At 40.3% G+C, this 14,058-nt stretch carries 14 protein-coding genes and 1 pseudogene; 4 read left to right on the top strand and 11 right to left on the bottom strand.

What is annotated here, in order from left to right; all coding sequences use genetic code 11:
- Positions 1-15: 15 nt before the first annotated feature.
- Together ACNAN0_RS07065 and ACNAN0_RS07070 are read right to left on the bottom strand one after the other, a co-directional pair.
- Entirely contained in the window at positions 16-924 is a 909-nt protein-coding gene (locus ACNAN0_RS07065) for a GDSL-type esterase/lipase family protein (RefSeq protein ID WP_230913776.1), read from the bottom strand.
- A gap of 30 nt (positions 925-954) precedes the next feature.
- Positions 955-1,797: a DegV family protein gene (locus tag ACNAN0_RS07070; RefSeq protein WP_230913775.1), complete on the bottom strand. Its 843-nt coding sequence runs from the start codon at positions 1,795-1,797 to the stop codon at positions 955-957.
- Between the two features lie 241 nt (positions 1,798-2,038).
- On the opposite strand from ACNAN0_RS07070, the gene trhA reads away from it, so the two are divergent.
- Positions 2,039-2,704 (top strand): PAQR family membrane homeostasis protein TrhA, encoded by a 666-nt coding sequence (gene trhA / locus ACNAN0_RS07075; RefSeq protein ID WP_230913774.1) that lies wholly within the window; start codon positions 2,039-2,041, stop codon positions 2,702-2,704.
- Positions 2,705-2,946: 242 nt separating this feature from the next.
- Here trhA and ACNAN0_RS07080 read toward each other — a convergent pair whose 3' ends face one another.
- The 3 genes from ACNAN0_RS07080 to abc-f are packed head-to-tail and all read right to left on the bottom strand — an operon-like array spanning position 2,947 to position 6,351.
- Entirely contained in the window at positions 2,947-3,450 is a 504-nt protein-coding gene (locus ACNAN0_RS07080; protein ID WP_230914736.1) for a dihydrofolate reductase, read from the bottom strand.
- Between the two features lie 12 nt (positions 3,451-3,462).
- The gene (locus ACNAN0_RS07085; RefSeq protein WP_230914735.1) at positions 3,463-4,413 is read right to left on the bottom strand and encodes a thymidylate synthase; all 951 of its coding nucleotides are present in this window, start codon (positions 4,411-4,413) and stop codon (positions 3,463-3,465) included.
- A 33-nt stretch (positions 4,414-4,446) separates the two neighbouring features.
- Complete coding sequence (gene abc-f, locus ACNAN0_RS07090) at positions 4,447-6,351, bottom strand: ribosomal protection-like ABC-F family protein (RefSeq protein ID WP_230914734.1); 1,905 nt, start codon at positions 6,349-6,351, stop codon at positions 4,447-4,449.
- Positions 6,352-6,525: 174 nt separating this feature from the next.
- Here abc-f and ACNAN0_RS07095 point away from each other — a divergent pair.
- The 3 genes and pseudogenes from ACNAN0_RS07095 to ACNAN0_RS07105 all read left to right on the top strand — a co-directional run.
- Positions 6,526-7,195 (top strand): annotated as a pseudogene (locus ACNAN0_RS07095) (transposase); the annotation flags it as partial.
- A 242-nt stretch (positions 7,196-7,437) separates the two neighbouring features.
- Complete coding sequence (locus ACNAN0_RS07100; RefSeq protein WP_416352965.1) at positions 7,438-7,905, top strand: DDE-type integrase/transposase/recombinase; 468 nt, start codon at positions 7,438-7,440, stop codon at positions 7,903-7,905.
- A gap of 1 nt (position 7,906) precedes the next feature.
- Positions 7,907-8,128, top strand: coding sequence for an integrase core domain-containing protein (locus tag ACNAN0_RS07105; RefSeq protein ID WP_416352966.1), 222 nt, complete (start codon positions 7,907-7,909; stop codon positions 8,126-8,128).
- Positions 8,129-8,214: 86 nt separating this feature from the next.
- Here the strand turns inward: ACNAN0_RS07105 and ACNAN0_RS07110 are convergent, their stop codons facing one another.
- The 6 genes from ACNAN0_RS07110 to der all read right to left on the bottom strand — a co-directional run bounded on the left by ACNAN0_RS07110 (position 8,215) and on the right by der (position 13,989).
- Complete coding sequence (locus tag ACNAN0_RS07110) at positions 8,215-8,664, bottom strand: hypothetical protein (RefSeq protein ID WP_230912441.1); 450 nt, start codon at positions 8,662-8,664, stop codon at positions 8,215-8,217.
- A gap of 69 nt (positions 8,665-8,733) precedes the next feature.
- The gene (locus tag ACNAN0_RS07115) at positions 8,734-9,942 is read right to left on the bottom strand and encodes a CCA tRNA nucleotidyltransferase (RefSeq protein WP_416352967.1); all 1,209 of its coding nucleotides are present in this window, start codon (positions 9,940-9,942) and stop codon (positions 8,734-8,736) included.
- Positions 9,939-10,742, bottom strand: a complete 804-nt coding sequence (dapB, locus tag ACNAN0_RS07120) for a 4-hydroxy-tetrahydrodipicolinate reductase (protein ID WP_416352968.1) — start codon at positions 10,740-10,742, stop codon at positions 9,939-9,941. The genes ACNAN0_RS07115 and dapB overlap by 4 nt, the downstream gene beginning before the upstream one ends.
- A 33-nt stretch (positions 10,743-10,775) precedes the next feature.
- The gene (locus tag ACNAN0_RS07125) at positions 10,776-12,044 is read right to left on the bottom strand and encodes a tetratricopeptide repeat protein (protein ID WP_416352969.1); all 1,269 of its coding nucleotides are present in this window, start codon (positions 12,042-12,044) and stop codon (positions 10,776-10,778) included.
- 138 nt (positions 12,045-12,182) lie between these two features.
- Positions 12,183-12,458: an HU family DNA-binding protein gene (locus tag ACNAN0_RS07130; RefSeq protein WP_230912444.1), complete on the bottom strand. Its 276-nt coding sequence runs from the start codon at positions 12,456-12,458 to the stop codon at positions 12,183-12,185.
- 223 nt (positions 12,459-12,681) lie between these two features.
- Positions 12,682-13,989, bottom strand: a complete 1,308-nt coding sequence (gene der / locus ACNAN0_RS07135) for a ribosome biogenesis GTPase Der (RefSeq protein WP_416352970.1) — start codon at positions 13,987-13,989, stop codon at positions 12,682-12,684.
- Positions 13,990-14,058: the final 69 nt, after the last annotated feature.

A 14,058-nucleotide genomic window follows, 5' to 3' on the forward strand; every position in this document is an offset into this window, starting at 1 on the left:
ACTTACTTCAAACTCCTACTGTTCTTGATATAACCATTGAGACTCATGTTTATCCATAACTTTATATAAAGCATTGGTCATCAATTCATAACCAACATGATTGGGATGAAAATGATCTTTTTTATATAAATACGGATTCAAAAGTTCCTGGTCTTTTTTCTTTTCACTAGCTTTAACAGTTGTGTGCTGATTAGCGTCTTTAATACGTCGTGCCACTGCCTTTTGGGTTTTTTTACTGCCTTTTGACAGCAATTGATCCACCGAAACAAAATAAACATCCTCTTGGGCTTTAATTGCTGTTTTGGTGATGTCATTCCAATCCCCAACGACCGCTTGCATCGTTGTCACTGTTGGCAGTAAAACATAAAAAGGATTATAGATCCCGAAAACAAAAATAGGCGCATGAGCATTGCTTTGCCGCAATTGATCAATAATTTGTGTCAGATTGCTAGCTGCTAACTGAGCTTGCTGTAAAACTGCCTTTTTTGTCACATTAAGCGGATCTTTTTGCACCACATGCATAATATCATTGCCGCCTAAGGTCAAAATAATGGCATCTGCTTGAGCAGCATCAGCCGCAATTTTAGGATCACTTTTAACTCGGGTCAATATTTGCGTGCTTGTATTGCCACCAACACCAAAATTACGCGTCGCCACTTTAACTTTCGGATGATGCTTTTTAATTGTCTGCTTAATTAACCCGACGTAGCCTTGATTCTTGGTGCCATCGCCCACACCTTGGGTCAAAGAGTCCCCAATTGCTGTAATGTGGATATTTTGCTTAATTACCGACTTGGCTTTTTTGGCAGCCATTACTGTGCTATTAGTACAATTGTTACTAGGTGTCGTCACAAAACTGGCGATGCCTACTAAAAAGGCAGCCAAAGCAGTAATTAAAATCGAACTGATATTGAATTTTTTCATAGTGACATCACCTCCTAAGTAAATGAAACGTCAGTCTGTGTAATACATCAGTGCAAAAGCCCCAGGCCCAGCATGCGTTGCAATGACAGGATCAGTACTGCGAATTAGAATATGAACTTGTGGTAGTTCCGCTTTGATCTTCGCCTCAATTTCTTGGGCAACGTCCAAGCCAGCCGCATGAGAGATACCAATGCCCTTGATGTGCGGCACTTGTTTCAATTTGGCGATCACCTTATCAATATATTTCATAATTGTCTTCATCCCGCGGCCCTTGCTGACAACTTCAAGCTGACCGTCTTTTAAGGTTAAAACAATTTTGATATTCAACAAACCTGAGATCATCCCAGACACGCGGGAAATACGTCCACCCTTAACTAGATTCGTCAAGTCACGGACACCCATGATCAACTCAGTCTTTGTCTTGATTTGTTCAATTGCTGGTATGATCTCTTGAACTGAAGCACCAGATTCAGCCATTTGCGCAGCCTCAAGAACTTGAAAGGCCATCGCCCGATCTGTATATTGACTATCTATGACCGTGACATCTGCGCGCGAAATCTGAGCTGCTTGCCGTGCGGCATTAACTGTCCCACTTATCGTTTCCGTCATATGGATCGCCAAAATTGGACTACCATCTACTGCCAACCGATCAAAAGTGTCAATAAAAGTGCCAACAGAGGGCTGACTGGTTGTTGGCAGATTATCTGCTTGAGCCATTCTTTTCATAAATTCTTCTCGGGTGATATCTTTATCATCAATATAAGACTGACCATCAATTTCAATCGTCAGTGGTACCACCGTGATTTGATACTTTTCAATTTCTTCTGGAGTTAACTGAACAGATGAGTCTGTTACAACTTTAACTGTGCTCATACAAACACTGCCTTTCAACAATCATATCATCAATTTTTTTATGGTTAATATTAAAATATTCGCTCTTTATTTAATTTTAACATGTGCTTCTAAGTTTATCCGCCTAAAAGCCATCGAGCAACTATATTTTAGGTTTTTTTTGAGGAAACAGCTTTTTATTTTATAATGGTGTTAAGATAAATATAACTTAAATAGATTATGATTTTTATTTTAAAAATAATTATCTACTAGGAGGTTGCTTATGCGCCAACCAATTTTCCGTGAAAGAACCAATTGGAGTAAAAAATATCAAATCGTTAATGAAGTCCTAAATGCCGTGACTCACGGAATTGCTGTCGGCCTTGCCATCTTTGGCCTAATTGTACTATTACTCAAAGGCATCCGCGAAAGCAGCCCTTTAGCCATTGTATCGTACGCAATCTATGGCGGGTCTATGATCATTTTATACCTATCTTCAACCCTTTTTCACAGCTTGATCTTTACTAAAGCCAAACATGTCTTCCAAATATTCGATCACTCTAGCATCTTTTTATTGATTGCAGGTACCTACACCCCGTATTGTTTACTTGCCATTAAGGGTGCTTTGGGGTGGAGCCTTTTCGGTGTCATTTGGACAATTGGGATTGCTGGCATCCTGTACAAAATCTTCAACGTTGGCCGTTTTAAAAACGCTGAAACAGTAATTTATATCGTGATGGGCTGGTTAGTTGTCCTTGCCATGCGACCATTATATTTGGCCATGGGCTTTCAGGGTGTTTTACTCTTGATTCTCGGCGGCTTAGCGTTTACTGTTGGTGCTTTAATTTATAGTTTAAGAGGATTGCCTTTTATCCACGTAATCTGGCATTTGTTTGTAATCCTGGGTAGCGGGTTAATGTATTTTTCAATTTTGCTATATATCAAGTAAATATTTTTCACAATACAAGGAGGGCGAAACAAAACTAGCGTTTTGTTTTCGCCCTCTATTTACTTGCGAACAATTTTATTTTAACCGTGTTCCAAAACGGCAACGACTTTATGACCATTACAGACATCAAAATGGCCCTCATTAAAAAGTAGGTACCCAAGGTTAAAAAAGTTAGACCAATGAGATCTAACTCCTCACAATCTTTATCATAATTTTTATGACTATAAAGCATATCATATACTTTACTTTACGAAATCTTTCTGCCGCTGATAAATTTCAAACGTATGCGGCCACTGTTCATTTTTCAAACCGGGTGTTTGCTTGGTCAACGCAAATTCTGACCACGGCAGCGTTGGCATAAACGTATCACCATCGACAGCCCGGTGAATTCGGGTCACAAACAATTGGGTAACATAGGGCTTAAACAATGTAAATATTTGCGCCCCACCAATCACGAAAAATAATTCAGTCGGCTTACGCTGTTCACGGGCTAAGAGCTTATCTAAGTCATGTACGACCGTTACCGAAGATTCTGAAAAAATTATGTCCTGGTGGGTCAACACAATGTTTTCTCGTTTAGGTAAAGGCTTACTGCCAAAGCTAGCAAATGTCTTGCGGCCCATAATCACCGGATGATTCAACGTCGTGCGTTTAAAATATTTCAAATCATCGGAAATATGCCAAGGCATTTTCCCTTGATTACCGATCACATGATTACTGGATTCTGCCCAAATAAATGCAAACATAATGTCTCACTCCTAGACTGCCACCGGTGCTTTAATGGCCGGGTATGGGTCGTAACCCTCAACCCGAATATCTGCCATGTCAAAACTAAAGATATCATGCTTATCTGGGTTTAAAATCAATTTTGGTGCTGATTTAGGCTGACGGGTTAATTGTTCTTTAACTTGCCGGAGATGATTCTTATAAATATGGGCGTCACCCAATGTATGTACAAATTCACCCACCTGCAGCCCCGTCTCATGCGCAATCAAATGTGTTAATAACGCATAACTTGCAATATTAAAGGGGACACCAAGAAATACATCACCACTGCGTTGATACAGTTGGCAGGATAATTTCCCATCAGCCACATAAAACTGAAATAGTGTATGACAAGGTGGCAATGCCATTGTAGGGACATCTTCTGGATTCCAAGCGGACACGATCATTCTCCGAGAATCCGGTGTGTGCTTGATCATTTCGATCACATTATGAATTTGATCAATCGTTTCGCCAGTAGTTGTCCGCCAATGTCGCCATTGTGCCCCATAAACATCACCTAAATTACCAAACTTCTGAGCAAATTGCGCATCGTCCAAAATACGTTGATCAAATAGCTGCATTTGTTCTGTATAAACCTTTTTAAAAGCTGGGTCTTGCTCAGCTCGATGTCCAAAATCAGTCATATCAGGACCATGATAGGCATCACTTTCAACAAAGTTTTTAAACGCCCATTCATCCCAAATATGATTCTTATGTTGCAGCAAAAAACGAATATTAGTGTCACCCTTTAGAAACCATAATAATTCACTCTTAATCAAACCAAAGGGTACTTTTTTAGTGGTCAATAGGGGAAATCCAGTACTCAAATCAAAACGCATCTGATACCCAAAAATACTATAGGTTCCCGTATTCGTGCGGTCGTTTTTATAATGACCTTGTTCTAGAATTTTTCGCTCTAAATCCAAATAAGCCTCTTCTAACATGACAACTCTCCTCATCTCATTACGCAATCAAATTTAAGCATATTGACTTAAATAATCCCAACGATCCATCTTTTGGTCGACCGCCTGATTCAACTTATCAATTTGCTGCTGCAAGTCGCCTAAGCGTTGATAATCCGTACCATCCGTATGCGCCATTTCTTGTTTTAACGCTTGAATCTGATTATCTAAGTCATCCAAAACAGATTCGATCTGTTCAAATTCCTTTTGCTCATTATAAGTGAGTTTGGTCTTTTTGGCGATATTTTTTACTTGTGGTGCTTTTAAATCATCCGATGTCGATTGCACAGATTTAGCAGCCGTCTGACTATTATCATTAGATTGATGCGCGTCAGCTGCCAAGTAATCACTCAATCGGCCCGTATAACGATCAATCAGACCATTGCCTTTAAATATCAACAGCTGATCGGCTACTGCGTCTAGGAAATAGCGATCATGGCTCACCGTGATTACTGTCCCATTAAACTGATCCAAATAATGTTCCAATACACTTAACGTCTGGATATCAAAATCGTTCGTAGGCTCGTCTAGCAATAACACATTAGGTTCACTCATTAATAACTTTAAAAGATATAGTCGGCGCTTCTCTCCGCCGGATAAACGCGCTACTAACGTACCATGCATGCTGCGAGGAAACAAAAATTGCTCCAACAATTGGGTGACACTCGTTGTTTCACCACTTCTATTCGTGACATTATGGCCCACATCTTCCAAGTATTTAATGACACGTACATTAGGGTCGATAGGTTCCGTGATTTGAGTATAATAAGCCATTTTAACAGTTTCACCAATTGTTAAAACACCTGAATCTAAGGGCACTCGCCCGGCAACCACATTTAACAAACTACTCTTACCAGCCCCGTTCGCGCCCGTGATCCCAATCCGATCCCCTGCCTGTACCAACAAGTCAAAATTTTTCAAGATCACTTGGTTCTCAAAGGCAAGATTCGCTTTTTTTAAAGCAATTACTTTCTTGCCTAGCCGCTGTTCTTGAATATCAATTTCAAGTGATTGTTCCTGCTGATCGGTATTTAAACGATCTTTCAAATCATTAAATCTGGTAATACGGGCCGCCTGCTTTGTTGAACGTGCCTTGGCACCAGCACGCATCCAAGCCAGCTCTTGTTTATATAATTGTTTTTGTTTATGTGTTTGTTCTTGCTCTAATTGGACTTGTGTCTGTTTTTGCGTGACATAAGCCTCATAATTACCCTTAAATTCAGTCAGGCGGCCGCGATCTAATTCAAAAATACGATTGGTTACCGCATCTAAGAAATAACGATCATGCGTCACAATCATTAATGCGCCAGGATAACTCTGTAAATATTTTTCCAACCAAGCAATACTATCAAAATCCAAATGGTTTGTGGGTTCATCTAAGATCAATAGATCGGCGGTAGACAATAAAGCTTGGGCCAAGGCTACCCGCTTCATTTGGCCACCTGACAGCTCAGTAACAGCTTGATTGAAGTTCGTGATTTTTAATTCGGTTAAAATTGTTTTTAGCTGTGTGTCTAACTGCCAAGCATCTAACCGGTTCATTGCATTCTCTGCTTGGAAAAACTGATCCTGTAACGCTTGATTATCAGGATTACCATTATATTTATCTAAACTTAATTCATAGTTACGAGTCGCTTCAAATTCTGGCCCTGTGCCTGTTAAAGCGGCCTGTAAAACAGTCCCAGACTCTAATTTAGTTTCTTGAGGTAAATAAATGATCTTATAGTCATTAGGTTTGGTAAACTGACCAGCATCTGGTGTTTGGATACCAGCAATGGTTTCCAGCAAAGTTGTTTTACCGGTGCCGTTCAAACCAATCAAGCCAATTTTATCTTCGCTGTGGATCAAAAAATTGACTTGATCAAATAGGGTTTTGTCCCCATATGCCCGAGACAAATTTTCTGCAGTTAATGTCTGCATCGTATCCCCTCTTCAGTTTTATTATTTTCCTATAAAGTCTACCAAAAATTAGCATTAATAGCGAGTAGACTATCCAAAGACCAAATTAAAAAGACATACCGCAAACGGCTATACTCCTACTTAAGTAGACAGGTAAATAATTAAAACCTGTTTGCTTAGGAAGGAGTATTTTTTATGGGCCGAAAAGGTTCCAGATATTCTATTGATGAGAAACTTCATTTCATTGGCCTACTTAAAAACGGCCAATCGGCCAATTCTATTGAACGGGAGTTTGGTATCAAAGCGACAACGATCAGTCATTGGAATTATTTATTTCATCATGGAGGTATAGTCGCACTAAAACCCAAACATACATGTAAAAGTTATACTATCGAATTAAAGGAACAAGTCGTTCAAGAGTATCTAGCAGGCGGTATTTCAATGCCTCAACTTTGTGATAAATTCGAGGTCTCAAATCCCGAAGTTATTTTTCAGTGGTTTTCTCGGTATACTAGTGGTAAATCACTAGTATCTGCTAGGAGGATATCAGCCATGAAGAACGGACGCAAGACGACACAACTTGAACGCATTGAGATTGCCGAGTGGGTCATCGCAAATGACATGGACTATACAGGTGCCACGAAAACAGTACGATATCTCCTATGGACAAGTCTATGCTTGGGTCAAGAAGTTTAAACAAGGAGGCCCAGAGGCCTTGGTCGACCGTCGTGGTAAAGCTAAGTCAGACGATGGCCATCTATCTGCCAATGAACGCCAATCATTAGAGATCAAACGTCTTAAAGCAAGATTGGAATATGTTTCAACGGAGAATGCCTTGTTAAAAAAATTCGCAGAGTTGGAAAGGAGCGAAAGATCCCACAGGAAGTATACTTCAGCCATCAAAGAATTGACAAAGATCATTAATCCAGACACCCAGAATCTATATACTGTCAGTAATTTATGCCGCTTGGCTGAAATTTCTCGTGCGGCTTATTATAAATGGTGTCATCACGTTCCCAGTAAGCGCCAGCTTGAAGATGCCGCTATTGTCGCTTTTATCCAACAATTAGAAGAAGCGCATCACTATATTTTGGAGTCAAACGATTAATGGTCTACATTGACAAAGAAACGCCTTATCATGCTTGTGCCAGTCGAGTGAGACGCCTGATGCATCTTCACCACATCTACGCATCGATCCGTATTGCCAAGCATGATCGTAAAGCTGAGCGCAAAGATATTATCTCGGGTAATAAACTACTAAATGCCCAGCTGGAACATGAGTTCCACCCCGATCGGATGGACCACACTTGGGTGACTGATTGTTCCGAATTAAGATATGGCGTTAATAATGAGCAACGTGTCCGTCTAAGCGCCATCAAAGATCTTTACGATCATCGGATCGTAAGTTGGGCTATTGCGTCGACGGAAACAGCAGAATTAGTCAGTAAAACGCTCGACTTAGCCCTACAACAAGTATCTGGTGCTAAACCAAAGATCGTACACAGTGATCAAGGTAGCAGTTATACTTCAGGCAGTTACAACCTAAAACTCAGCCAGTTTAGGCATCACCCATAGTATGTCCCGTCCAGGGACACCTGGAGACAACAGTCCTATGGAGAGCTTCTGGAGTCACATGAAAGAAGAATTCTTCGCCTTTGAACAAGCGTATTCACAAGAGGAACTAGCGCTTCAGATTTCACGTTGTATCGATTGGTATAACAACAAACGTCGCCAAGAAACACTTAACGGCATGACCCCCAACGAATATGGGTGCCATGCCGTTAAGAAAAGTGCATAAGCATTTTAATTATTTAAGTTGTCTACTTGACACGGAGTAGTTCCAACAGCTTAGGTATGCCTTTTTAATTTAAATAAATTTAAGTATTAAGCATCTGGATATTCATCAAAAACCGTCTTATTTTGATCAATGACAATATACAGGTGACCATCCTTTTGTGAAACATAGCTTGTTTGGTAAACATTATCTAAACCAGATGAGTCTTTATTTTTGAATGGGAAGTAGATCTCTTGAGAACCCTTATCATCAAAAAATAACTCACAGCGCTCAATATCTTGGTATTTCGTTGCCCGACCAAACATGCCCATCTCTAACGATCCTGTATTGATGTCAGTTGAATTAGCGTGATCAGCTTCAGGATTGATATCGGCTTTAAAGCTCTTACAAGGATGAATTTCTTGCATGCGGCCACCTTTAATACGACCATAACTTGTCGTAATTCTAGAAATCCAAAGATCATTAAACTCTTTATGATTAACGACCCATTCATCGCCATTACGAAAATAAAATTTCAGTTCTTTAAATACGTGATCCATATGATCCACCCTTTCTGAATGTGCTTACATTGTTATTCTAACACATCTTTAACAGAAGTAACTAAAAGTTCATTTTTTTATTGTACTTAGGAGAGCTGCCTTGTTATTCGGCAATTGACCCACAACCACGGCATATCGTAACCGCTGTAAAGTTCGCCCTAATTCTGGGCCAGGTTGGATACCATTAGTCATCAGATCCTGCCCATTAACCGCCAAAGCCTTACTTGATTGAAGCGGTAATTGATCATAAATTTGTCTGAATTCAGCTTGTTGTTCGGAAGTGATCCGCGCCATTAATTTCAGAACCGATAAAGTATCCTGCACAGCTATCTGCCCAGCTGAAAAAAGTGCCCATTTTAATTCAGCTTCATCAATATCAGTTGTTTGTAGATCAGTGGCTAACTGTCTTAGCCTTTCCGTACCATCAATCACTTGATTAGCTGATTTCCAGGCTCTTAATAACTGTCTCGTATCCTTCTGATTTAACGTCAAGGTCAAAGCGAATAGGCCCCAAACCTGACACTCATTAGTCAGATGACCAGCTAAGGCTGTCAGTTTTTGCAACTGTGTCGCTTGACCACTAAAACCAGGAACAGCTTCGCTCATCTTAGTTTCTATAAAAGTTGCCAGTCCGGTTTGCCAATTAGAAGCAAGCATCAGCTTAATGAATTCACTATGGATCCGTTCAATCGCGATCTTTTGCAGTAATCTATGGTTTTTGGCAATCGCGGTTTTTGTCTGAGCCTCTAATTGAAAGGCTAACTGAGCTTGAAAGCGAACCGCACGCATCATTCGCAAGGCATCTTCATGAAAACGTGCGTAAGGATCGCCCACTGCACGTAACATACCTTGATGCAAATCTTTTAAGCCATCAAACAAATCAATGATCTCACCATCATGACGCATCGCTAAAGCATTGATCGTAAAATCGCGACGTTTTAGATCCTCTTTTAAAGAGCGGACAAAAGTCACTTTGTCTGGTCGCCGAAAATCCTGATAGGTAGACTCCGTTCGAAACGTGGTTACTTCATAAGCAACGTCATGAGCCATCACTGTTACCGTGCCGTGTTGAATGCCGGTATCAATTGTCCGTTTAAAAATTTGCTTGACTTCAGCTGGATAGGCACTTGTCGCAATATCCACATCATGGATTGGCCGCTGTAAGAGTGCATCACGTACTGCACCACCTACAAAATAAGCCTCAAACCCTGCAGCTTCTAAATCAGCCAATATTGGCTGTGCTGCTTGAAATTCCGGCGCCAGTTCGTTTAATTTCATAAAACGTTCTCAAGCCCCACTTTTAAATCATTTAATTCATGTACCTTTTCAATCGCCAACACAACACCTGTCATAAACGACGCCCGATCATATGAATCTTGTCGAATGGTCAAGCCTTCACCAACACTACCAAATTGAACTTGTTGGTGGGCAATCAAACCAGGTAAACGTACTGAATGAATCCGCATCCCTTGATAATCACCACCACGAACGCCTGGTAACGTTTCTTTTTCATCAGGGGCGCCTTGGCGTTTCGGACGCCGATTTTGAGCGATTAATTCAGCCGTTCTTAAAGCAGTGCCACTAGGGGCGTCTTTTTTATGATCATGATGCAACTCGATGATTTCCACATCAGGAAAATACTGCGCTGCTTCTTGAGCAAACTTCATCATTAAGACAGCACTCAAAGCAAAGTTAGGGACGATCAAACCGCCCACTTGCTGCTTTTTGGCTAATGCTTGTAACTCAGTAATCTGATCGTTGGTCAAGCCGGTCGTCCCAATAACTGGCATAATTTGATGTTGCAAGCAGAACTTGGTATTCCCATAAACCGCATCTGGTGTTGTAAAATCGACCCAAACATCTGGTTTGGCTGTGACTGTTTCTTCGATTTCTGTGAAAGCTGGTAAGTGCTGTGCCGCAGACACTTCGATTTGGGTTCCCAAATCTTTATCAGTTGCGCCGTGAGGATCATATCCACCTACCAGTTCAAATGTTTTATTATGCGCTAAAATCGTCTCACAGGTCGTTTTACCCATCCGTCCTTTGAAACCAGCAACAATGACACGTATTTTTGCCAAATTGATCACTCCATAACTAAATCGATTAATTATTTAAAAATTTTGTTCGTCTAGGAGTTCGTCTAATAACTCTTGGCGCTCAAAATCATCTGGTACTAGTTTAACATAATTTTGTAAAGCCAAAATGGCCTCCTTGACCATACCTTCTTCTTGAAAGAAAGTAATCAGGTCTCGTAAAAATTCGGGATCAGATTTCAGCTGATTATAAGCCAATAAATAAGTTTCCTTAGCTTCGGCATAATTTTCCATGTGTTGCAAGGAACGAGCTTTATTCCAAAGCATCTGCGGATCATTTTCTGTAGGCTGATGGTCATCTAATAACGCTAAATTATCCTCAAAGCGCCCTTGCTTGATCAATAAATTACTTAAGGCTAGTACAGCCGATTGATTATCTGGATTGATTGTTAATAATTCTTTCAAATATTCTTCAGCAGCAGTTTCATCACCTAATTTAGTCGCAAGATCATAAGCATGTTGGTACAAAACTTCATTATATTGATCATGCGCAATTCCCGTCTGAGTCGTTAAATAAGCACCTTTTAAGTCACCATTTTTTTCTTGAGCTTCAGCTAAATAAGGATACAGGGAAGTATAGTCTGGATCAGCGCTTTCAAGATCTGATAACAAATGAATGGCTTTAGCGTAATCTTTAACTTGTAAATATAAAAAGCCTAATTGAAAACGTGTATCTTTGTCCAAAGTTTCTTCCGGTAATTTTGTCAATGCTGAAATTGCAGCTTCATAATCCCCAGAACCAGCTAAACTAGCACCTAACCGCTGATATAACATCACGCCGGCAAAGGTCTCAATATCATCATGTAACAACTGCTCATAAGCGATCGTTGCTTCCTGATAACGGCCTAACGAAAAATAAAGTTCACCTAGCCCAAACCAGATTGCTGGCTCATCGGGGTATAACTCTTGGGCCGCTTTAAGTTTTGCTTCACTAACCTCAGGCATACCCATTGTCTGGTAAACATCGGCCGCTGTCATCAATGCTTGCCCATAAGCTGGCGAGTCAGGTTGGATAGCATCTAAATAAGTTAAAGCTTCATCAGTATGACCATCACTAACTGCAATATCGGCTAATACCGTCCGCAATTCATCTTCATCAGGGTATTTATCTAACAGTTTTAAGTAGATCCGTCGTGCCTGGCGTAAAAAGCCTAAAGCATATAGCTCTTCAGCTAAACTATATAGGGTATCATCATCATCATGACGTAATGCTTTGGCGAAAAGTTGCTTCTCAGCCGCCATATCACCATCTTGTAATGCTTGTAAGACTTGTTGACTATAATTCACAGCTTGTCCTCCTTTGATCCATGGCTGTAATTGTAAGACTTTGTATGCCTACACGCAATCATTGTTATTTAAATGAAGTCAAAAAAAGAAGCTGTCAACAAAACTTGAGTTTCGTCACAGCTTCTTATAAGATTCAAATTATTTAACAGAATCCTTCAATGCTTTACCTGGTTTAAATGCAGGTACTTTGCTTGCTGGGATTTGGATTTCTTCACCAGTTTGTGGGTTGCGACCCTTACGAGCAGCACGTTCACGAACCTCAAAGTTACCAAAACCAATTAGTTGTACTTTTTCACCTTTAGATAAAGATGTTTGGATTGAACTAAATACAGCATCTACAGCAGCTGTTGCGTCTTTCTTAGTTAAACCAGTTTCAGCAGCAACACTGTCAATCAATTCAGCTTTGTTTGCCATGCTATGATTCACCTCCTGAAAATTTAGATGAACAAGTCATCTAGGTTATCATTTCTGAGTGGTCCAAAAATGATGAACAATGGCGATGACCATCACCATTTCACATCTAAACTTATCATACGAACCCTATCATAGCAAGGTTTTTTACAATAAAAGTCGGTTTTTTAATCCTTTTTCAAAACTTTTACCAAAAAAAACCTAAAAAACCCTTTCATCAGCATGACTATTGACGTTTTCGTGGAATAATACGAATCGGCGTACCGGTGAAATCAAACGTATTACGTAACTGATTGATCAAGAAACGTTGATAAGAAAAGTGTAATAATTCTGGGTCATTTACAAAAACAATAAATGTTGGCGGCTTAATGGCAACTTGTGTCATGTAATAAACACGCAGACGCCGACCACGGACATTGGGCGTTGGGGCTACCGCAACTGCATCTAACAAAACATCATTGAGCACTGAGGACTGAATACGCCGACTTTGATTGACATGAACTTTATTGACAAGATCAGGAATCGTTTGAATCCGCTGTTTTGTTAGCGCCGAAACAAAAATAATCGGCGCATAGTCTAAATACTGAAATTCCTGTCGAATTTGATTCTCAAAATCACGCATCGTATGGTCGTCTTTTTTTAAGGTATCCCATTTGTTGACTACGATAATAATGCCCCGACCAGCTTCATGTGCATAACCAGCCACTTTTTTGTCTTGCTCACGAATGCCTTCTTCAGCATTTAAAACAGTCAAAACAACGTCTGAACGGTCAATAGCCCGCATAGCTCGCATGACAGCATACTTCTCCGTATTTTCATAAACTTTACCACGTTTACGAATACCAGCTGTGTCGATCATAGCAAACTCTTGCCCAGATTCACTTGTAAATCGTGTATCAATAGCGTCACGCGTTGTCCCTTCAATATCAGAAACAATTACTCGGTTATCGCCAAGAATTGCATTTACCAAGGATGATTTACCGACATTAGGCCGCCCAATCAAACTAAATCGAACGACATCGTCATCAGTTTCATCAGCACCTTCAGGAAATTTAGAAATGACAACATCCAATAAATCACCAAGCCCAGTTCCCTGAGAACCAGAAATGGGGATTGGTTCACCAAATCCAAGACTGTAAAAGTCATAAATATCTTGGCGTTGTTCTGGATTATCTGCCTTGTTCACGGCTAAAATTACTGGTTTATCTGATCGATATAAAATCTGGGCAACTTTCTCGTCAGCATCGGTAACTCCTTCTTGAACACTTACCAAAAAAACGATAACGTCGGCCTCATCAATTGCAATTTCCGCCTGTTCTTGAATTTGCTTAACAAACGGTGCATCACCAATATCAATTCCACCAGTATCGATCAGCGCAAACTCATGAGTCAACCACTCGCCCCGAGCATAGATCCGATCTCGGGTTACACCGGGAACGTCTTCTACAATAGAAATACGGTCGCCAGCAATCCGATTAAAAATTGTCGACTTGCCCACGTTAGGGCGGCCAACAATAGCAACAGTTGGTAACATATACTCACCTCGAATCCCTTAATATTAATTATTATCAAAAAATTATCTAAACGTATGAAGGCTGGAGCA

The organism is Agrilactobacillus fermenti, from assembly GCF_047943045.1.
In the GTDB taxonomy this organism is placed as follows: Bacteria; Bacillota; Bacilli; order Lactobacillales; family Lactobacillaceae; genus Agrilactobacillus; species Agrilactobacillus fermenti.